This window comes from Desulfosarcina alkanivorans (genome assembly GCF_009688945.1).
GTDB lineage: Bacteria > Desulfobacterota > Desulfobacteria > Desulfobacterales > Desulfosarcinaceae > Desulfosarcina > Desulfosarcina alkanivorans.
Genome location: NZ_AP021874.1, coordinates 1 through 20,312 on the forward strand (window position 1 = coordinate 1; position 20,312 = coordinate 20,312).

The following is a 20,312-nucleotide window of genomic DNA, read 5'->3' on the forward strand; positions in this document are numbered from 1 at the left end:
AATTTTGAGCCAAACGCCAGCTGTTTCAGTAAAGCGTGCGACCGTTGATACAAGTCGCTGAAGGGAATTTATTTTTTAAATGGACCGAATCTGGACGTCAGTGAAAACTCTGCTCAAGGAAAAAATTCCTGGTCACAGCTACCGAATGTGGATTGAACCCATTGCTTTTTTCGAAAAGAAAGCCGGTGCTGTTGTTCTGGCATGCCCCAATCAATTTTCAAAAAAGCGGATATCCGACCATTATGGCCACCTGATCGAAGACGCCTTCTCCAGTGAGGCCGGCAGGGCGGTCAAGGTCCGGTGGGTCGTCGGACCGACCCCGGCCGAATCCGTCCGGGAAGATCCGAAGGGCCGGCAGATGAAGCTGCCGGACATGGATCCTCCGGCCAACTGCGGGCATTTGCTGAGAAAAGATTTTACCTTCGATCAGTTCGTCGTGGGTAAAAACAGCGATTTTGCCTATTCTGCCGCCCTGTCCCTGGCCGCGCGCAACCAGGGGAACCAGAACGCGCTTTACCTGCTTTCAAAAACAGGGATGGGGAAAAGCCATCTCTCCCAGGCCGTGGGGCATCACATTCTGGACACCTTCCCCAGGGAGCGGGTCTATTATATCACGGCCGAAGATTTTATGAACGAGATGACCGATTCCTACCGGAGCAGCAATATTCATGGCTTCAAGGAAAAGTACCGCCAGAAATGCGATGTTCTTTTGCTTGAGGATGTTCACTTTCTAAGCGGGAAAAACGGGACCCAGGAAGAGCTGTCCAACACGCTCGAGTCGTTGATGAACGCCAATAAAAAGATCATTTATTCCAGCTGTTACCTGCCGTCCGATATCCCTAAACTGAATGACAAGCTCAAATCACGGCTTTCCTGTGGCCTGATTTCTAAAATCGACACCCCGGACTACAAGACCCGCCTGCGCATACTGAAACGAACGGCGGCAACCAGTAAATACACCATTTCAGACGAGGTCTGTCAATATCTTGCCTCAGAACTGACCGAGGACGTGAGACAACTGAAAAGCGGATTTATCGGGGTCACCGCCAAGGCCTCGCTGCTCGGATCGGAAGTGGACCTGGCCCTGGCCCGGAGCGTCGTAAAAAATATCGTCACCTCCCGGCAGGGCATCACCCTGGATTCGATCAAGCGTCTTGTATGTAAATACTACAATGTCAGCCTGACGGATCTGACCTCCCGATCCCGGCGGCAAGCCATAGTCCGGCCACGTCAGGTGGCCATGTATCTTTCCCGGCAATACACCGACCATTCGCTGCAGACCATTGGAAAAAGTTTCAACCGGTACCACGCAACCACCCTTCATGCCTTGAAGACCGTGGAGAAGGGCGTTCAGGAAAACGGCCCCTTTCAGAAGCATGTCGAGTTCCTCTCCGAACGACTGGAAAACGGAAAAGGCTGATTGGGCAGGATAATCCATGGCGATCCATCCCGACTGTCTGGAACAACTGGCGTGCATCGTCGGCAGATCTCATTTTTCCGCCAGAAGGGAAGATCGGGTCTGTTACGGTTACGATGCCACCGCCGCCGTTCATGTTCCTGACGCCGTGGTGTTTCCCGAGTCCGCCCAGCAGGTATCCCGGATCATGAAACTGGCCACCGCCTTCCGGACTCCCGTGATTCCCAGAGGGGGCGGCTCGGGCATGACCGGGGGCGCGCTGGCGGTCAACGGCGGTATTGTGATCGTTTTCAGCCGCATGAACCGGATTGTCGAAATTGACCGGGAAAACCTCGTGGCCCGCATGCAGCCCGGCGTGATCACCGCCCATTTTCAGCGTCACGTAAAACGCCATGGGCTTTTCTACCCACCGGATCCGTCCAGCGCCGCCTTTTCCACCATGGGCGGGAACCTGGCCGAATGCGCGGGAGGCCCCAAGGCCGTAAAATACGGTGTTACCCGGGACTATGTGCTGGGGCTCGAAGCCGTGCTGCCGACCGGCGAAATCGTCAAAACCGGCGTCCGCACCGCCAAGGGCGTGGTGGGATATGATCTGACGCGCCTGATTGTCGGATCCGAGGGCACCCTGGCCCTGATTACCGAAGCCACCGTAAAACTGCTGGCGCTTCCCGAAAGCGTGATGACCCTGACGGCGGCCTTTGCCCGCATGGAAACCGCAGCCCGTGCGGTTTCAGAAATCATCCGCAGCCATGTCGTTCCCCGTACCGTCGAATTCATGGACAATGCCTCCATCCGCCTGGCCGAGGGGTATCTGCGGGTGGGGCTGCCGGTGGATGCCGGTGCCCTGCTGATTATGGAGGTGGATGGCCGGCGTGCTGAAATCGCCGGGCTGGTAAGGTCCCTGAAAAATCTGAGCCGGAAACTCGGTGCGGTTTCCGTCACTGTGGCTGAAACGGACGAACAGGCACAACAATTGTGGCAGGCGAGGAAAGCCATTTCGCCGGCACTGTTCAAGCTGGCGCCGCACAAGATCAACGAGGATATTGTGGTTCCCCGCAGCCGGGTGCCTGACCTGGTGGCCAAAATCGATGAACTCAGACGCCGGACCGGACTGACCATGGTGGCCTTCGGCCATGCCGGCGACGGCAATATCCATTTCAACATCATGTTGGACAAGTCGGACAAAACGGCACTGGAGATGGCCAACCGTGCTGTAGAGACCCTTTTCGACACCACCCTGGCCCTGGGCGGCACGATTTCCGGAGAACACGGGGTGGGGGTCACAAAAGCCCCCTACTTACCCAAAGAGGTGGGGGACGATGCCATGTCGCTGATGAAACGGATCAAAAAGGCGTTTGATCCGCTGGGCCTCTTGAACCCCGGAAAAATCTTTCCTGAATCCCTTGAAATGGGTTGGGGGGAATCCTCTAAAAGGTGTCCGGGCGAAACCGGGGCGGGGTAGCGATTTCCTTAATTGACCTTGATAACCATTCCACTCGATGAAACCAGTTCTTCCAGAATTTCAAACCGTTCGTTCTGGTCGTGTTCGATGGCGCACCGCAGGTTCAGGGCACACCGAAAGCGGCAGATAGGATCGTTTTTCCGGTATCGGCCGAAACAGCCCACGTAATGATCCAACGAGAATTTCATTTCCTGCTCAGATGTCATTGGTCAATCCCATTACTTCAATAAGTTGAGAAGTTCATCATGGATGGCGCCGTTGGTGCTCACGATTTCATCGCTTTCGATGGCGTAGGGCGCACCCGAGAAAACCGACGTTCGGGCACCGGCCTCCCTGGCCACCAGAAACCCTGCGGCGGTGTCCCAGGGTTGGAGATGCTGTTCCCAGAAGCCGTCAAAGCGGCCATTGGCCACATAGCATAGATCCAGGGCGGCCGAACCCAGTCGCCGGATTCCCTGGGCGGCGGTCAGGCATCGGCCGAAACGGCCCATCATCCGATCGAATATGGTCGCATGGTCGTAAGGAAAGCCGGTGACCAGCAGGCTGTCGGCCAGCGTTGGGGTGGCGGAAACAAAAATCGGGGCTCCGTTGAGCTGGGCGCCCTGATCCTTGACCGCCACGAAAAGTTCGCCCAGAAGGGGCGCCAGGACAACCCCGGCCAGGATTTCCTCATTGGCGGCAAAAGCGATGGAGACACAAAACAGCGGCAGGTTGTGGGCAAAGTTGGTGGTGCCGTCCAACGGATCGATAATCCAGCGGCCACCGCCGCCCTCATGGGGCCCGCTTTCTTCAGCAAGGATGGCGTGCTCGGGAAAGGCGCGGGCGATCGTGTCGATGATGGCGGCTTCCGATTGGATGTCCGCTTCCGTGACCAGGTCAATGGCTCCTTTTTTGCGGACCGATCGAAGGTTTCCGAAATGTTCCCGGAGAACCTTGCCGCCGTTGAAGGCAGCGGCAATCCCCACGCGTCTGATCTGTTCCATGTCCATAAGGACCAAGACTTACAAATATTCCGAGACATCTGTCAACCCAATTGTCGCCGGAAGGATATCGCTCTGAAAGCAAATGGATTGGGGTTGCGTCGAGCCCCCTTCAGCGCTGGCTTCCATAGAGATGTTCCACGGCTGCTTCCATTTTTTCGGTCAGCGGCTTCAAGGTCGACCGGTTCAATGCGCTGACGGCGATGCCGTCGAGGCGACGGATCATTCCATCGTGGTCCAGCCGATCGATCCGGTCCATTTTGTTGAGCACCCGGATGGTGGGAATCCCGGAAAGATTGAGCTCGGAGAGGATGGTTTCCACGGAACGAACCTGGTCGGGGTGGCGAGGGTTGCTGATGTCGATCACGTGCAGCAGCAGATCGGCGTTTTCCAACTCTTCCAGGGTCGCTTTAAACGCGGCCATCAGTTCCTTGGGCAGGTCACGGATAAAACCGACGGTATCCGTGATGATCACTTCGATATCCCTGGGAAACCGCAGGCGGCGGCTGGACGGATCCAGGGTGGCGAACAGCTTGTTTTCGGCAAGCACCCGGCTCTGGGTCAGCTGATTGAGCAGTGTTGACTTGCCGGCGTTGGTGTAACCGATGATGGAGATGATGGGCAGGCCTTTTTTACTCCGCCGGCTTCGCTGCTGGCTGCGGTTTTTCTGGACCGTGGCCACCGCCTTTTCCAGACGCCGGATGCGTTCCCTGGCCCGCCTCCGGTTGATTTCCAGACGGGTTTCGCCCGGACCGCGTCCGCCGATGCCGCCGGTGAGTCGGGACATGGCGATGTCCTTGGTGACCAGTCGGGGGAGAATGTATTTCAGCTGGGCCAGTTCCACCTGCAGCTTGCCTTCCCGGGTCTGGGCCCGGCGGGCGAAAATGTCCAGTATCAATTGCGTCCGGTCGATCACTTTGATTTCGGTGCGGTCGGCGATGGAGCGGATCTGTGAGGGGTTGAGTTCCTGGTCAAAGACGATCAATGTGGCGCCCCGGTGAAGGGCCATGATGGACAGTTCATCCAGTTTGCCGCTGCCCATGAGAAAGCGGGGATTGGCTTTCTTGCGTTGCTGCAAAATGGTGTCGATAATTCTGATGTCGGCAGTACGGGCCAGTTCACTCAACTCGTCCAGCGAATCCAGGGCCTCTTTTCGCGGGCCGGTAAAGACACTGACCAGCAGGGCCTGTTCGGCGCCCGCCGGTCCGGTCGCGTCGCTTTTCTTCCGGGCCAGTTCGGCTTCCAACGCGAGGATCAGGTCGTGGCATCCGACTTCCGGCCGAAAGGGCGGGATCGGGTCCATGATCCGGTAGGGCGTCGATTCACTGGCGCCCGGAAGAATATGGGCCCAGTGGATGGCTGAAGGCAACCCTTCGGCGGTCATGGTGACGACGGCCATCAGGTCCAGCCGCAGAAGGGAAAGGTCGGTGAGGTCGTCCTGGGAAAGGGGGGCGTCGGACAGATGGGTGTGGACGCACCTCAGCCCCCGCAGTCGATCCGGCGCCAGCCGGTATCCCCTCAGGTCGGGAATCAGGATGCGATCCACTTCGCCGGTCAGTACCTTGGTGACCTTGCCGCTGCGGTCGATCAGCAGGCCGATCTGGCGTCCGGTTTCTGCAGAAAGGGCGCACAGGTCCCGACACAGTTCGTGAGAGACAATGGCCTGGGGCGCGACCCGTCGTCGGCTTAGATTCTCCAGCCGTTTGATCTGGCTGGTCTTGAGCCCTAACAGGTTGCCGAAGATATCTTTCATTCAGCCGCCAGGTTTTCGAACCGGGTGTAGGATTTCAAAAAGGCCAGGGGCGCCATGCCGGTGGGACCATTGCGCTGCTTTGCCAGAATGATTTCCGCCGTTCCCTGGTGCGGATTGTTCTCGTCGCGGTTATAGACTTCATCCCGGTAGATGAAGGCCACCAGGTCGGCATCCTGCTCCAGGGCGCCCGATTCTCTCAGGTCAGACAGTTGGGGGCGTTTGTCGCTTCGTTCTTCCAGTTTGCGGTTGAGCTGTGACAAGGCGATGACCGGTACGTTCAGTTCCTTGGCCAGGATTTTCAGGGAACGGGAGATATCCGAAATTTCAAGATCCCGCCGTTCGATATTGGCGTTGCCGCGCATGAGCTGAAGATAGTCGATAATGATCAGTCCCAGGCCCTTGTCCAATTTCATGCGCATGCATTTGGTGCGAATGGAGGTGGTCGAAATATCCGGCGAATCGTCGATATACAGCGGGGCTGCGGTGAGCCGGTCGGCGGCGTCGGTAATCCGGTTCCAGTCATCCTGGTTTAAAAAACCGCTGCGGATACGGGAAGAGTCCACGCGGGCCTCGGCGCAGAGCATGCGCATGGAGAGCTGCTCTTTGGACATTTCAAGTGAGAAGACGACCACCGGTACGTCACCTTCGATGGCGGCATTGCGGGCCATGTTCAGGGCAAAGGCGGTCTTGCCCATGGCCGGGCGGGCGGCCAGAATGATCAGGTCGGAATTCTGGAATCCGGAGGTGAGGGCGTCCAGCTTCGAAAAGCCGGTGGTGACACCGGTGACCAGGGCCCGGTTGCCCTGGCGCTCTTCCAAGGCGTCGATGTTGGATTCGATAATCTGGCTGATAGGGTAAAACGCCTGTTTGGTCTTTCCCTCGGAAAGCTCAAAAATGGCGCTCTGGGCGAACTCGATGACGCTTTCGACCTCTCCGCGGTCATCGAAACAGCGATTGGAGATGGTGTTGGCGCGTTCGATCAGACGCCTTAAAATGGCCTTGTCGTGAATGATCCGTGCATAATGATGGGCGTTGACCGCCATGGGCACCGCATCCACCAGGCGGGCCAGGTAGGCGGCTCCGCCGATTTTTTCCAGATCCCCCTTTTCCCTGAGCATGTTGCTCAAGGTCACCAGGTCCACCGGTTCGCTTTTGGCGTAAAGCGTTTCGATGGCGGAGAAGATGGTCTGGTGGGCGGTTTTGTAAAAGTCGTCGGCATTCAGGATTTCGAGAATGTCGATGAGCGTGCTGTTGTCGATCAGGATGGCGCTGAGAATCGATTCCTCCGCCTCAATGCTCTGGGGGGGAAGTTTCTGAAACGGCGGGGATTTGGTTACCGGGTTCAGGTTGTCGGGCATAGAAAAACAACTTTATGATGGAAGGCCGGAAGCCTCAAACCGCGTGGGCGTGAAGGCTTCCGGCGATCTGTTCTGGGTCACGCTTCTTCGGGGACGACTTCCACGGTGATTTCCGGTTTGACGCCCTGGTACACGCGGATAGGAACCTTGAAGGTGCCGATGGTTTTGATGGGCTCGTTGAGCAGCACCATGCGTTTTTCAACCTCGACGTCCTGTTTTTTCAGGGCATCTATAATATCCCGGACTGTCACCGAGCCATAGAGTTTGTCTGCCTCGTGGACCTTGGAGGCGATGGCGACCGTAATGGCTTCCAGACGGGTGGCCATCTCCTGAGCAAATTCTTTTTCCTTGGCGATCTGCAGTTCGAATTTGGCCTTTTCCTGTTCAAGCAGCTTGCGCTGCTGGTTGGTGGCCGGAACGGCTTTGCCCTGGGGGAGCAGATAGTTGCGGGCATACCCGTCCGCAACATTGACTTCGCTTCCGATGATGCCTAACGAACTGATGGTTTCCTTCAAAATGACTTTCATACTTAGCCTCCAAAAAAAGGACCGCCCGGATGTTACGATGGCAGGTCCGGTTCATGCTTATCGGTGTCAATTTTTCTAAAATTGATCCACATGTCAAATAGTCCGATGCAGATGATTACCAGCAGGAAGAGCTGTTGGAATGCGATCATCATGTACAGCACCACCCGGATGGTTCGCGGAAGTTTCTTTTTCTCAAAATAAAAGGAAACGATGGCGATACCCTGGAGGAAATAGATGGTCAGCAACACCAGCAGACCGTTAACGCCAACCAGCCGGAGTCCCGTTGCGGGCAGGAGCATGATCAGGCCGCAGCCGATGACCCCCCAAACCAGGGGGTCGGGTGCCCGCCAGCAGTTCAGGCGTCCGAAATCCGGAAAATAAAGGCCGCGCCGTTCCATGAGCGGTCGGGCGGCAATTAAATTGGTCCAGGCCACAAAAAGGGTGGACGCGACGGCCAGGGACGGCAATATCCGAACCAGCACATATTGAATCTGATCGAGGGAGCCGGAAATGGTGTCAATGGTTTCCTGCGGAATGCCTATACCTTTGTACAGGTCGAGGGATAAGGCCAGGTTGGTCGCCACGTAAGCGGACACCAGGGAGAAAAAACCCGTATTGCTGGCCAGGCTGTAGAGCAGGATCCCGATCAGACCGGCCCCTAATACCATACCACAGGCCCCCGCAACGGTCATCTCAACGGACAACTCTTTTTCGAACATCTCGCTCATGGCAAAACCCAGGAACATCAGTCCGGAAAAAAATAGAATGTCGACCGTGACGCCTCCCAGAACAACGCCCATCACCGCAATGGCAACCAGTGGCACAATTATGCCGAGGCGCCTGCCAAGCTTGGCCCGGTAGAAAAGAACCGGCAGGGGAATGAACATGGAGAAGACGAAACCCACCACGGGCATGAAGACCGACACGGAAAAGATCACGAGCGTGGCCATCACACCGGTAGCGATATCTTTCGACACTCCACTTTGAAATGGCAACAGCGCCATCCGCTTCTCCTGAAAATAGGCGTTTCAATCCTGCCGGGGGCGACCGGCAGGTTACAGATCAAAATTTCCGACATATGGCAGCAGTGCAATGGTGCGTGCACGCTTGATGGCATGGGTCAGGGCCCGCTGATGCTTGGCGCAGGCACCGGAGATCCGACGGGGAATGATCTTGCCCCTTTCGGTGGTGAAATATTTCAGCGTCTTGGGGTCTTTGTAATCGATGACAAGACTCTGGTCTGCACAGAATCGACACACTTTACGCCGGTGAAAAATTCTTCTTTTTTTTCTTCTGGGACGGGGTTTGGAAACGGCCATAGCTTACTCCTCTTCCTTTGCTTCAGTGGGTTCTTTGTCTTCGGTTGTCGTTTCGGTCTCAACAGCTTTTTCAGCCTTTTCAACCGCCGCCTGCTCTTCCGCTGCCGCTTTTTCCGCCAGGTCGGCCTTGATGGCCTCGAGATCGGCATCATCATCCTGCAGGACCGTCATGAATTTCATGACCTTGTCGTCAATGCGGAAAAATCGTTCCATCTCCTGAACCAGCGCCCCGTCACCGCAGAAATCCAGTCTTACATAGTGTCCCCGGTTCTTTTTCTTGATGTCGTAGGCCATTTTCTTGGTACCCCAGTCGTCCGTTTCGATCAAAAAACCGTCGTACTGGGGGATCAAGTCGTTTACCCGCTCCAAAATCGGCGCTTCAGCCTCTTTCGACAGGTCGGGGTCAATAATAACAATCGTTTCGTACCGCTTCATAAAACCTCCTTGTGGTTTAATAGCCCCGGCCGGGAGCCGGAGCAAGGATGCGTGATTCCAGCGGAATCAACAGAAATTAATCAAAATATCATCAACTGAAAAAAACTGTCAAGCGCATAGTTTAACGCACCACCCGTCCATCGGCGGCGGATATTTTTCCCTGCCGCCATAAAAAAAGGGGCGGATTAACCGTCCCTTAGGCGATTCATTGGTGGGCCGTGAAGGAATCGAACCTTCAACCTACTGATTAAGAGTCAGGTGCTCTGCCTAGTTGAGCTAACGGCCCTTGGATCTCTTCAAAACAAAAGCGCTTCTTACCAGCAGGGGTGCAGGTTGTCAATGCGTTTTTTTTATGCGGGTGAAAAACAAGGGGAACGGTTCTCCGGCCTAAGGGTATGTTTTGCTTCTGTTTCTGCGTTTTCGATCCCGCTTCCATTCATTTTTGCGTTGACGGGATCCTTTTGGGGGGCGGCTTCTGGTGGCCGGATCAACCGTCAGGTCCAAGGTGAACCCGCCTGGTGTTTTCGGGGCGCCTGCCGGTTGGAGGGTCTCTGTTTTTTTTGGCTCCGGCCGGTGCTTCGGCAACGGGGGGCCGCTCAAACTGCCTGCCGGCAGCCTGTCAGAAAGAAACAACTGACTGCCGAAACGCCATAGCGTGGCGCCGTTTTTTCGGGCGCTCTCGCAATTTACTGTCAGGATAACGGGGGCCGGGTCGATCCGCAGGCCAAGTCGCCGGGCCAGGGCCGTCTCGCCAGCCAGGATGATCCGGAGCCCGGAAGCGCCAGGTTGCAGGCCTTTTTCCATGACCAGGGGATAAGCGCGCCGGCGAACCGGGTGGTAGAGCAACTTGGGGAAGACATCGGTCGTCTCCGGTTGCGGGAGCCGGGATCGATCCACGGCTCGTATCCGGTTGTCATTTATTTCCACCGCCGGTGAGCGGCTGGCGTAGAGCACTTCACGAATGTGGCCCAAACGGACATGGCGCCAACCGGGTTCTTCGCCCAATGCTTTCAACAGGTCTTTGATTGTCACGTAGCCATGCGCGTCGGGAATCAGGGCGAACTCATCGGGTTGCCTGCCGAGGATGTAAACAAGCATTCTGGACAGCTTCTCGACGACCTGGCTGTGCTTCATCGCTGTATCCCTTTACGGGGGGAGGCGGAATCCGCTGCCTGCATTCAGGTGTTGACCTAACACCCGTTTGCCGATGGTTTCCAAACGTATCGACTCAAGGATAGTAACGTTTAAATGGCTTTCGTTTAAAATTTAACCGGTCCCGGATCCATTCTTCATCCTGTCGAATAAAGACCTCCGCCTTGACCCGCCAGCGCGGGTTTGGTAGTTTCCGCACCGATCCACCCAAAAGTCAACCGTTTTCATTCCGCTGCATAAGAAAGGACAAAAGATAATGAAAAAAGAAAACTCGACAGCATTGTTCAAAAGGGCTCAAGAACTGATTCCCGGCGGTGTAAACAGTCCGGTCCGGGCCTGCCGGTCCGTGGGGACGGACCCGCTGTTCATCAGTCGTGCCGACGGCTGTCGGTTGTTTGACGCTGACGGCAACCCTTACATCGATTACATCGGATCGTGGGGACCGATGATTCTGGGTCATCGGCATCCGGCGGTGATAGCTGCCATCTCGTCCGTTCTGGAACAGGGAACCAGCTATGGGGCGCCTACCGATCTGGAAGTCGAACTGGCCGGTATGGTCGTTGATGCGGTTGCCTCGGTGGATATGGTGCGAATGGTTAATTCGGGAACGGAGGCCACCATGAGCGCCATCCGGCTGGCGCGGGGATACACCGGTCGGGATAAAATCATCAAGTTTGATGGCTGCTACCACGGGCATGCCGATTCGCTGCTGGTGGAAGCCGGTTCCGGCGTCGCGACACTTCAGATCCCGGGCAGTCCGGGTGTGCCCGCCTCGTTCGTCGAGCACACCTTGTCATTGCCCTATAACGACATCGATACCGTGCGCAAGGTGATGGCCGAGCAGGGAGACCGGATTGCCTGCATCATCGTGGAACCGGTGGCCGGCAACATGGGCATGGTGCTGCCGGATGGCCAGTTTCTTGAAACCCTTCGTGAAACGACAGAAAAATATGGGGCCGTACTCATCTTTGATGAGGTGATGACCGGCTTCCGGGTTGCCTTTGGCGGTGCCCAGGCGCGGTTCGGCATTACCCCGGACCTGTCCTGCTTCGGCAAGATTATTGGCGGTGGCCTGCCGGTGGGGGCATATGGTGGCCGGCGCGAGATCATGGAATATATTGCCCCGCAGGGCCCTGTTTACCAGGCGGGCACCCTGTCGGGCAACCCATTGGCCATGGCTGCCGGCATCGCGACGTTGAACCAATTGAAAGAAGATGGCTTCTATGAACGGTTGGATGCTCGGGCGGACATGCTGATCAACGGGTTGAAGTCGATTGCAGAAAAGGCTCATATCCCTGTTTCCTGCAACAGGGCAGGCGCCATGCTGGGCCTGTTCTTTACCGACCGGCCGGTCAAAAATTTTGCCGATGCCAAAACCTCCGATCTCCGGCGCTTCTCCTCATATTACCAGGGGATGCTTGAAAACGGGGTTTATCTGGCGCCTTCCCAGTTCGAGGCCTTTTTTCTGTCAGCGGCCCACGACGACAATGCCATCGAACAAACCCTGGCTGCTGCGGAAACGGTATTCGGTCAACTATGATGCGGAGGATTTGAAAACTAAAAAACCCCCTGCCGTGGTTTTTCCCGGCAAGGGGTTTTTTGACTGTTCGGGGCGGTCTCTCAGGTTAGAAGGCATAACGCCAGCGGACCCACGGATTGAGAAGGTCCTCCTGCTGATCCGTGGGATCGAAAGCGGCTTCTCCCTGAACATAATCGAGAATGCATTCGACATCGATGTTCAGGGACGACCGGGGGGAGATGGACAGGCAGACACCGCGGATGTCATCGTTTTTCAACGGGACGGGGGTATTCGTGTTGATCAGGGCGCTTCGTGTTCCGGTGACCGAATACAAACCGGAACCGGAACCGGTGCAGCCCGATATGAAGATCGCCATCCCCGATAACATCAAGAAAACTGTTTTTTTCATTTTAGTAGCCTTCTTTTTTGTTTCTGGTCTCATCATGTTCATCTTCTCTGTGTCTTTTTGTGCCGCCTTTTGAATTGACTTGTATGTTTTTGTGCTGCTCGATTCGCCCTTCAGTTGAAAAAATACTTGGTGGGGTTCACGGCCACCCCATTCAAACGGACTTCGTAGTGAAGGTGGGGGCCGGTGCTCCGCCCCGTATTGCCCACCAGGGCGATGGTCTCACCCCGTTTGACGTACGTTCCCTTCTTCTTGAGTATCTTCTGGGCATGACCATATCGGGTCACCATTCCGAAGCCATGTTCGATGGTTACCATATTGCCCATCAGGCCCCTTTTGCCGGCATAGGTGACTAGACCGTCTGCCGGTGCGATGATCGGTGTGCCTGCATGGGTTGCAATATCAAGGCCGCGGTGAAACTCCCGACGACTGGTGAAGGGCGATTTCCTGTATCCGAAGCGCGATGACACCCACCCTTTCACCGGACGGATGGACGGGGTCGCGGCGAGTAAATTCCGTTTTCCTTCCAACTGTTTGAAAATATTAGAAAATGAATCGAGTTGGTTGTGTGACGCCTGGTCAATTTCATTGATTTCAGCGTGCATGTCCCTGACCAGTTCCTGGTAGTCCAGCTCCATCATGGCTGTCGGGTCCAGGTCTTCCGGATCTGATCCACCCACACCAAACAGGCTCGACCCATCCTTGCTGGTTTCCAAATTGGCGATAATCCGTATTTTTTGCTCGAATCTGTTGAGTTCGGCCAACTGGGTTTTTAACGATTCAATTTTTTGAGCAAAAGCAACGATCTGATCCTGTTGCTGAAGGACCCGCTCTTCCTGGGTTTGAAGGGCTGACCGGAGGCCGCGGACATCCTTCGTTTCGGTTTTCAACCGGTGGTAGGCGGAAATGCCAGCGTAAAGGGCAACGGCTATGCCCAGTAAGAAGAGGGCGCTCACAGGTAGCAGCATTCTGGGAATGCTCGCCTGCCTGACGGGAGTGCCCCTTGCATCGAAAACCAAAAGGGTCAGGTTCTTTTTCATGGTCACCATTACTGATCGCGCCTGCAAAGGCTTTAGTGCTGAAGGGTTGCGTGGTTGACCGGAACCAGGTCAATCGTACAATGGCCTTCGAATCGACCTTCCCTTTCGTTGGTAATGTGCCCGATCCGGGTCTCGATCTGCTTTTTGGGGCATTGGGTGTCGCTGCTGTAATAGGTCATGTTCAACACGCTGCCCGCTTTCAATTTAGGAAGGACGGCAGAGTTTTCCTTGACCACAACGAACATTGGATTCGATTCAGTGCGCCAAATTTTAAATTGATAGAGCGGGTGCGGGTCGTCTACAGCAAATTCAACGCTGTAATACCCAACAGGTTCCATTGACTTCTTAAACTTCCTGACGGTGCTGGTGTTCATTTGAATGGCAGTCATGATAATTCCTCCAGGATACAGTCATCTGCTCAGTGCCAATTATTGAATGGTTTACAAGCAATTATAGTGCCAGGGTTATTTCGAGAGGTCCTGGCAATGCATCCGGTCCAGACTGGGTATCGGCAGTTTAAGAAACGTCTTGAGTTGTTTCGAAAAAAAGGCGGGTTCAGGCCAGATCACGGATCTCATAGCGGGTGATCAGGCGTGAAAGGTAGGTTCGCTGGATATTCATAATTTTGGCGGCCTTGCTTCTATTGCCGCCGGTATGTTTCAGGTTGAGCAGAATAAATTCTTTCTTGAATTCATTGAGAGCGGCTTCAAGGGTCAACCCGAGTTTCAGGCCTGCGAATTTGGGCAGGGAGGCGCTGATCGGCAGATCTTCAGGCATGATTGTTTTTCCGTCCCCCATCACCACGGCCCGTTCGATGGCATTGCGCAGTTCACGGATATTGCCCGGCCAGTTATAGTGCACCATTTTGTCCATGGCTGCGTCGGAGATGGTCAGGCCCGACAGTCCGGTTTCCTTTTTAAACACATCGAGAAAGTGCGTGGTCAGAAAGGGAACATCTTCGAGGCGCTCTCTTAATGGCGGCATATTGAGTTGGACCACATTCAACCGGTAAAACAGATCCTCCCTGAATTTCCCGGCCTGAACCTCTTTGTCCAGCTTTTTATTCGTGGCGGACAACACGCGAACATCCACGGTAATGGGGGTGGTGCCCCCGACCCGGTAAAAAACGCCTTCCTGGAGAACGCGGAGCAGTTTGGCCTGGATGCCGGGTGCCATTTCCCCGATTTCGTCAAGAAAAAGCGTTCCTTCGTGGGCCGCTTCGAATTTTCCGAGCTTTCGGCCGGCCGCTCCGGTGAAAGCGCCCTTTTCATAGCCGAACAGTTCCGATTCCAAAAGGGTTTCGGGCAATGCCGCGCAGTTCAGGACAACCAGCGGTTTGTTTTTCCGAGGGCTTTCCCGGTGGATCAGGCGTGCCAGCAGTTCTTTACCCGTGCCGCTTTCGCCTTGAATCAAGGCGGTCGTTTTGGTGCGGGAGAGCTTCTGGGCGTCCTGAAGCACTTTTCCCAAAACCAGGCTTTTCCCGATAATCTGGTGTTTTTCTCCCAGTTCCTTCTTCAGGTCGATATTTTCCCGGCGAACCTGTTCAAGGTTGCGTGCGCTGCCGATGGCCAGGGCGGCGAGGCCGGAGAACTCTTCGAGAACCTCCATGTCCGCCTGGCTGAATTGGGTATGGTCCTTTTTGTTGATGACCTGGATGACACCGATGGTGCTTTTATTGATTTTCAGGGGAGCACAGGCCATGGAGCGCGTTTCATAATCGATACTGTCACTGATTTCCCGCATCCACCGCTCGTCCTGCTGGGCATCGGCAATCAGCAGGGGGCGGCCGGTTTTGGCCACATGGCCGGCGATCCCCTGGCCGATTTTCACCCTGAAATCCTTGACTGCTTCGCCTTTGGCACCGGTCGCCACTTTGAAATAGAGTGTGTTGGTTTTGGGGTCCAGCAGAAGGAGTGACGCGGCTTCGGCCTGCACGACGCCGGTGGCCGATTCGATAATCAATTGCAGGAGTTTATCCAAATCCTGTACGGATGAAACCCATGAGGAGATGGCCTTCAACTGGTCAATGGGTGCGTTGGCATCGCAGGTGTCTGTCTTCATAGCCTAATGATTTTCGTGGCGATTAAGCCGTTGGTTGGAAGAGCGGTTAATGTTGCCCAGGCAAGGCGGTGACAATTCGCCATTATATTAGCCCATACGACGTGTGTGTGTCAAATCAAATAATGGATATCATTAAAGATTGGACTGGGCCAAGGCAACGGCACGGGCCATTTCGACCAATGCATCACTGCTGGTGCGCCTGACAAAGGTGCCCTGGCCCGATCCGGTGGCCAGGCCGGCAAAAGGGTTGTCGGCCACGTTGATGTCAATCATCAGACCGCCATTTTTATATACGATGGCGGCGATATGGCTGGGCAAGTTGGTTGCGCCGGCGGTGCCCACGGTAATCAGCAGGCGCGTCCGTGCTGCCGTTTCCAGTGCGCTGTTAAATCGGTAGTGACGTTCGTTATAGGTTTCGTCGAACCAGAGTACATGCGGTCGGACCCAGCTGCCGCACGCGGGGCAGGTCAGGCGCCGCCGTTCATTTTCGGTCAGCCTGCCCCCTTTCGCTTTAGGCTTCAGGCCGGCGGGAAGGGGGAGGATGGAATCCGTGCAGCCCGATGCACAACGGGCCTGAAAAATATTGCCATGAATCTGTAGGGTCCGCGACAGGCTGTTTCCGGCGAGGATGTGCAGGTTGTCCACATTCTGGGTGATCAGGGTAAATCGGTTCCCCAGAAGGGATTCCATTTCTGCCAGGGCCAGATGGCCGGCGTTGGGCCGGGCCTTTTGGCAGAGGCCCATGCGATACAGGTACCACACCCAGACGGATTCGGGATCCACGTTGAACATGGCCCGGGTGGCCATTTCCTGGGGATGGTATTCCCGGGAACCGATGGTCCAGAATCCTTCCGGCCCCCTGAATGTGGGAATGCCGCTCTCAGCCGAGATGCCCGCGCCGGTGAGAACGGTGACGGGTTCATGGCGATGGATAACCTCGGTCAACAGATGTGTGGCGGATTCGATGCCCATTTGTTCTCACCTTGAAAGAAGGCGGCTACCATCCCGTCCATGGCCGGCAACGGGGATAACCTGTCTCTGGAACCACCGCTGCGCATGTTGCCCTTGCCGGCTGCCGTCGAAGCGATGCAAAACGGGACATGAACCGCTTGTGATTCGAAAGTAAATCGTTTACAAACAAGACCATCGGGCACGCTTTCGACAACCAGACCCATTGCAAATAAAGGACGCTGGCACCATGATTCTGCCGGAAAACAACCGAATCCCGGAGAAAGTGGACTCCATTCACCTGATTGCCGTATGCGGCACGGCCATGGGTGCCCTGGCCTGCATGCTCAAAGACATGGGCTACCGGGTTACCGGTTCGGACAGCCATGTCTATCCGCCAATGAGCCGTTTCCTTGAAGAAAACGGGGTCGCGGTCATGGCCGGGTTCGACGGATCCCACCTGTCCCATCGGCCGGATCTGGTTGTGGTCGGCAACGCCGTTTCCCGTGACAATGCGGAAGTGGTCGCCATCGGCGAGATGGCGCTGTGCTATTGCTCCATGCCCCAGGCGGTCAATCGCTTTGCTGCCGCCGGCAAGCGTCAGGTGCTGGTGGCCGGCACGCACGGAAAGACAACCACGTCCGCCATGCTGGCCTGGATTCTTTTTTCCGCTGGCCGGGATCCTTCGTTTATTATCGGCGGCATCCTGCCCAATTTTAAAAGCAACTACCGAACCGGGGCGGGAGACTGCATGGTTATCGAGGCGGATGAATACGATACCGCCTTTTTCGATAAAGGCCCCAAGTTTCTTCATTATACGCCGGATGCCGCTATCTTGACCAGTGTTGAATTCGATCATGCCGATATATATCGGGATCTGGACCACGTTCGAAGCGCATTCGGGCGTTTCCTCACGGCCTTCAAACCGGATTCGCTGCTGGTCAGCGTGGACGACGATCCCAATGTCAGCGGACTGGTTGGTCTGGCCTCGTGTAAACGGATGTCCTACGGTCTGGAGCCCGATTCTTCCTGGCGCATTGGCAGGGTTTTTATCGAGCCGCCCGCCACCCGTTTTGAAGCGTTTAAAAATGGTATGGACTTCGGGACGTTCCGAACGCGGATGATCGGTGCCCACAATTTGAAAAATGCGATCTCAGCCGTGGCGGTGGCGGATTACCTGGGCGTACCGTCCGGTCAAATTGCACGGGCGCTGGACAGTTTTGCCGGTGTTCGGCGCCGGCAGGAGATTCGCGGCGAGAAACGGGGCGTCATCGTGATGGACGATTTCGCGCACCACCCCACCGCAGTGAGGGAGACGGTGAAGGCGGTGAAATCCCATTTCTCCAAAAACCGGCTCGTTGCTGTTTTCGAACCACGAACCAATTCGAGCATGCGCAAGATTTTTCAGCAGGACTATGCCACCGTGTTCGATGCGGCGGATCGAATCTGCATCCGCAAGCCGCCGTTGCTGAAAAAAGTTCCCCGGGGGGAACGGTTTTCCAGTGAACGGCTCGTCGCCGATCTCAGGCGACGAGGAAAGGATGCGGTTTATTTTGAAGATACGGAATCCATCATTGATGACCTGTCCGAATCCTCGACCCGCGGCGATGTCATTCTGATTATGTCCAACGGGGGCTTTGACAATATCCACGAACGACTGCTCAAGGCGCTCTAGATCGAAAATTCGGTGCGCCGTGCCGGTTTATTGCACCTGAAAACCGGGCTCTTTGGGCCAGGTCAAGGGCGGTGGCAGTGCTGGTGGCATTTCAAAAGAATCCAGGAGCCAGAATTCAGCATCCAGAAGACAGTTTCGCCATCGGCTCCTTCCTTCGTATATAATTGCAGGCGCGCAGCGGCATCGATCGCCTTCTGATTCCTGATTTCTGATCGGGTCAGGATCCTTTGTTCGGGGCCAGCAGGGCGGATCGGTCAACTTTTTTTAATATCTGGTAGATATTTTAAAAAATATATTGTAATTAAAGAAAAATCCCCGTTGGGAAAAAGATCGGTCCATCGTGGGCCAACCGGTCGCATGCGGGCGGCGGTCTGATTCATGGAATCGAAAAAAATAAAAAGCCCATTGTGTTTTTAAAGAAATAAAAACAGGAATGTCGATACATGGCAGGCGATACCAAACCGGTTCAATTCCCCATGAGTGCGGCGGCATATGCAATGTTAAAAAAACGGGCCAAACACCTGGGCCTGTCGACCGGTAAATTGGTCGAAAATTTGCTGGCGGCAATGGAGCTTCGGCTCCAGCGGGCTTATGCCGCTGCGCATATTGATGAAACCCAGGTTTCCGAAAAATCTGATAAATTAATGATCGAAGCGATCCTGATCGGTGACGGGGAAGGGTGGGCCGATAACTGGGAAAACACGAAAATGGCCCAGTACCTTTCCTTTATCCGCAAGGATATCCTTGAGGATGCCAGCCACAACGCGACGTGGCGGCCTAAAATACACATTGCCGATGATGACGCGGAAAAGGACGACTGATTTACTAGTTTTGAATTGTTAAGGGTAGTCATAAGCGTTAACGATGTTTGCGCTGCGGTCGGCAAACGACCGCACTTGTTTTTATGACCGGAATCCATACGGCGTGCCTGAATCTTAAAAAATAATACATAACCAAATGTTAAGGGCTTTTCTGAATCCCTTCCTTTGCTCAACGCACATCCTGACCAGGCGCCTCCAAGCTATAAAACCCTTGACAATGCCATAGGTTTAAATTACTTGCAGGCCTCGTTTAAGACAAATTAAATCTATTTAATAACAAATAATTAAGACGAGTATACGTGCAGTCAGAGGCGGTTGGGTAGGTAAATGACACCCATCTTGGTCCGATTGCAACTCGGGGGCTTTGACAATCCATGAAATATGCCACCACGATTATCGGAACCGGCCGCGCATTTCCCGAAGGTCGGGTCACCAACGATCAAATTGTCGATCGACTGGAAAAGGACCATATTTCCACCAATGACCAGTGGATCCGTGAACGCACGGGTATTCAAGAACGTCGGTTTTCCGATCTGGCCAATCCCGACGAACACAACTCTTCGATGGGGGTGGCGGCGGCCAGGAAGGCTCTTGACATGGCCGGCCGGACTCCCGGAGACATCGACCAGATCATCTATGCGACCTGTACGCCGGACACCCTGATTCCATCGACGGCCTGCTGGCTGCAGCACAAAATCGGCGCTCCCCAGGCGTGGGCCATGGACATCAATGCGGCCTGTTCAGGCTTTGTCTACGGATTGGCCACGGCGGACCAGTTCATCCGGTCCGGGCAGACACGGACGGCATTGGTGGTGGGCGCGGAGGTGCTCAATCCGTTTATCAACTGGCAGGACAGGGGGTCTTGTATCCTGTTTGGCGACGGTGCCGGCGCGGCGGTGGTGGAACGCTGCGCACCGGATGCACCGGCCCGCATCCTGTCCAGCCATCTGCTGTCCGACGGCAACCTGTGGGAGTTGCTTTACATTCCCGCCGGCGGATCAAGCATGGAAGTGACCCCCGGCCGATTTTTCAAGAACCTGCATAAAATGCGGATGACCGGTAAGGAAATCTTCAAGGTGGCCGTGCGCACCCTGGCCGAATTTGCCAACCGTTCCCTCGAGAGCAACGGCTTCACCATGGCGGATGTGGACTGGTTTATTCCCCACCAGGCCAATTTCCGGATTATCGAGGCCGTGGCCAAGCGGCTGAAATGCCCCATGGAGAAAGTCGTGGTGAACGTGGACCGATACGGCAATACCTCGGCGGCAACCATCCCCACGGCGCTGGATGAGGCTGTCAGGGACGGCAGGATTAAAAAGGGGCAGTTGATCCTGCTGGATTCTTTTGGTGCCGGTCTTACCTATGGTGCTATTTTGATGCGGTGGTAGATGCCTGCCTGAAAGCCATGGTCTTGGGCAGTGTTATCGGCCGTCGCCGGA

General features: G+C 55.4%; 20 protein-coding genes and 1 tRNA gene. 6 read left to right on the top strand and 15 right to left on the bottom strand.

Features of this window, described 5'->3' with window-relative positions; all coding sequences use genetic code 11:
* The first annotated feature begins 79 nt into the window (after positions 1-79).
* Together dnaA and DSCA_RS00010 are read left to right on the top strand one after the other, a co-directional pair.
* A complete protein-coding gene (dnaA, locus tag DSCA_RS00005; protein ID WP_155314497.1) occupies positions 80-1,420 on the top strand; it encodes a chromosomal replication initiator protein DnaA in 1,341 nt (446 codons plus the stop codon).
* Positions 1,421-1,436: 16 nt separating this feature from the next.
* Positions 1,437-2,879, top strand: a complete 1,443-nt coding sequence (locus DSCA_RS00010; protein ID WP_155314498.1) for an FAD-binding oxidoreductase — start codon at positions 1,437-1,439, stop codon at positions 2,877-2,879.
* An 8-nt stretch (positions 2,880-2,887) separates the two neighbouring features.
* Here the strand turns inward: DSCA_RS00010 and DSCA_RS00015 are convergent, their stop codons facing one another.
* From DSCA_RS00015 to DSCA_RS00060, 10 genes are all read right to left on the bottom strand, one after another.
* Positions 2,888-3,085 carry a hypothetical protein gene (locus DSCA_RS00015; protein ID WP_155314499.1) on the bottom strand — a complete coding sequence of 66 codons (198 nt, stop codon included), beginning with the start codon at positions 3,083-3,085 and terminating at the stop codon, positions 2,888-2,890.
* A gap of 12 nt (positions 3,086-3,097) precedes the next feature.
* Positions 3,098-3,862 (bottom strand): inositol monophosphatase family protein, encoded by a 765-nt coding sequence (locus DSCA_RS00020; RefSeq protein WP_231716335.1) that lies wholly within the window; start codon positions 3,860-3,862, stop codon positions 3,098-3,100.
* A 109-nt stretch (positions 3,863-3,971) separates the two neighbouring features.
* Positions 3,972-5,612 carry a GTPase HflX gene (gene hflX, locus DSCA_RS00025; RefSeq protein ID WP_155314501.1) on the bottom strand — a complete coding sequence of 547 codons (1,641 nt, stop codon included), beginning with the start codon at positions 5,610-5,612 and terminating at the stop codon, positions 3,972-3,974.
* Positions 5,609-6,970: a replicative DNA helicase gene (gene dnaB / locus DSCA_RS00030; protein ID WP_155314502.1), complete on the bottom strand. Its 1,362-nt coding sequence runs from the start codon at positions 6,968-6,970 to the stop codon at positions 5,609-5,611. Before dnaB ends, hflX begins: the two co-directional genes overlap by 4 nt.
* Positions 6,971-7,047: 77 nt before the next feature.
* Positions 7,048-7,497 carry a 50S ribosomal protein L9 gene (gene rplI / locus DSCA_RS00035; RefSeq protein ID WP_155314503.1) on the bottom strand — a complete coding sequence of 150 codons (450 nt, stop codon included), beginning with the start codon at positions 7,495-7,497 and terminating at the stop codon, positions 7,048-7,050.
* Positions 7,498-7,529: 32 nt separating this feature from the next.
* Positions 7,530-8,501, bottom strand: coding sequence for a YybS family protein (locus DSCA_RS00040; RefSeq protein ID WP_155314504.1), 972 nt, complete (start codon positions 8,499-8,501; stop codon positions 7,530-7,532).
* Positions 8,502-8,552: 51 nt separating this feature from the next.
* The gene (gene rpsR, locus DSCA_RS00045) at positions 8,553-8,816 is read right to left on the bottom strand and encodes a 30S ribosomal protein S18 (RefSeq protein WP_155314505.1); all 264 of its coding nucleotides are present in this window, start codon (positions 8,814-8,816) and stop codon (positions 8,553-8,555) included.
* A 3-nt stretch (positions 8,817-8,819) separates the two neighbouring features.
* A complete protein-coding gene (rpsF, locus tag DSCA_RS00050; RefSeq protein ID WP_155314506.1) occupies positions 8,820-9,251 on the bottom strand; it encodes a 30S ribosomal protein S6 in 432 nt (143 codons plus the stop codon).
* Positions 9,252-9,460: 209 nt separating this feature from the next.
* A tRNA-Lys gene (locus tag DSCA_RS00055) sits at positions 9,461-9,537 on the bottom strand.
* Between the two features lie 101 nt (positions 9,538-9,638).
* Positions 9,639-10,385 (bottom strand): RNA 2'-phosphotransferase, encoded by a 747-nt coding sequence (locus DSCA_RS00060; RefSeq protein ID WP_155314507.1) that lies wholly within the window; start codon positions 10,383-10,385, stop codon positions 9,639-9,641.
* Between the two features lie 274 nt (positions 10,386-10,659).
* On the opposite strand from DSCA_RS00060, the gene hemL reads away from it, so the two are divergent.
* Positions 10,660-11,943, top strand: coding sequence for a glutamate-1-semialdehyde 2,1-aminomutase (hemL, locus tag DSCA_RS00065; RefSeq protein WP_155314508.1), 1,284 nt, complete (start codon positions 10,660-10,662; stop codon positions 11,941-11,943).
* An 85-nt stretch (positions 11,944-12,028) separates the two neighbouring features.
* Here the strand turns inward: hemL and DSCA_RS00070 are convergent, their stop codons facing one another.
* The 5 genes from DSCA_RS00070 to DSCA_RS00090 all read right to left on the bottom strand — a co-directional run bounded on the left by DSCA_RS00070 (position 12,029) and on the right by DSCA_RS00090 (position 16,401).
* The gene (locus DSCA_RS00070) at positions 12,029-12,331 is read right to left on the bottom strand and encodes a hypothetical protein (protein WP_155314509.1); all 303 of its coding nucleotides are present in this window, start codon (positions 12,329-12,331) and stop codon (positions 12,029-12,031) included.
* Between the two features lie 110 nt (positions 12,332-12,441).
* Positions 12,442-13,377, bottom strand: coding sequence for a M23 family metallopeptidase (locus tag DSCA_RS00075; RefSeq protein WP_155314510.1), 936 nt, complete (start codon positions 13,375-13,377; stop codon positions 12,442-12,444).
* A gap of 23 nt (positions 13,378-13,400) precedes the next feature.
* Positions 13,401-13,757 (bottom strand): hypothetical protein, encoded by a 357-nt coding sequence (locus DSCA_RS00080; protein ID WP_155314511.1) that lies wholly within the window; start codon positions 13,755-13,757, stop codon positions 13,401-13,403.
* 166 nt (positions 13,758-13,923) lie between these two features.
* A complete protein-coding gene (locus DSCA_RS00085; protein ID WP_155314512.1) occupies positions 13,924-15,429 on the bottom strand; it encodes a sigma-54 interaction domain-containing protein in 1,506 nt (501 codons plus the stop codon).
* Positions 15,430-15,561: 132 nt separating this feature from the next.
* Positions 15,562-16,401, bottom strand: coding sequence for an SIR2 family NAD-dependent protein deacylase (locus DSCA_RS00090; protein ID WP_155314513.1), 840 nt, complete (start codon positions 16,399-16,401; stop codon positions 15,562-15,564).
* 226 nt (positions 16,402-16,627) lie between these two features.
* On the opposite strand from DSCA_RS00090, the gene mpl reads away from it, so the two are divergent.
* The 3 genes from mpl to DSCA_RS00105 all read left to right on the top strand — a co-directional run bounded on the left by mpl (position 16,628) and on the right by DSCA_RS00105 (position 20,261).
* A complete protein-coding gene (mpl, locus tag DSCA_RS00095; RefSeq protein ID WP_155314514.1) occupies positions 16,628-18,052 on the top strand; it encodes a UDP-N-acetylmuramate:L-alanyl-gamma-D-glutamyl-meso-diaminopimelate ligase in 1,425 nt (474 codons plus the stop codon).
* A 443-nt stretch (positions 18,053-18,495) separates the two neighbouring features.
* Positions 18,496-18,873: a hypothetical protein gene (locus DSCA_RS00100; RefSeq protein WP_155314515.1), complete on the top strand. Its 378-nt coding sequence runs from the start codon at positions 18,496-18,498 to the stop codon at positions 18,871-18,873.
* A gap of 374 nt (positions 18,874-19,247) precedes the next feature.
* Positions 19,248-20,261 carry a beta-ketoacyl-ACP synthase III gene (locus DSCA_RS00105; RefSeq protein ID WP_155314516.1) on the top strand — a complete coding sequence of 338 codons (1,014 nt, stop codon included), beginning with the start codon at positions 19,248-19,250 and terminating at the stop codon, positions 20,259-20,261.
* The last annotated feature ends 51 nt before the right edge of the window (positions 20,262-20,312 follow it).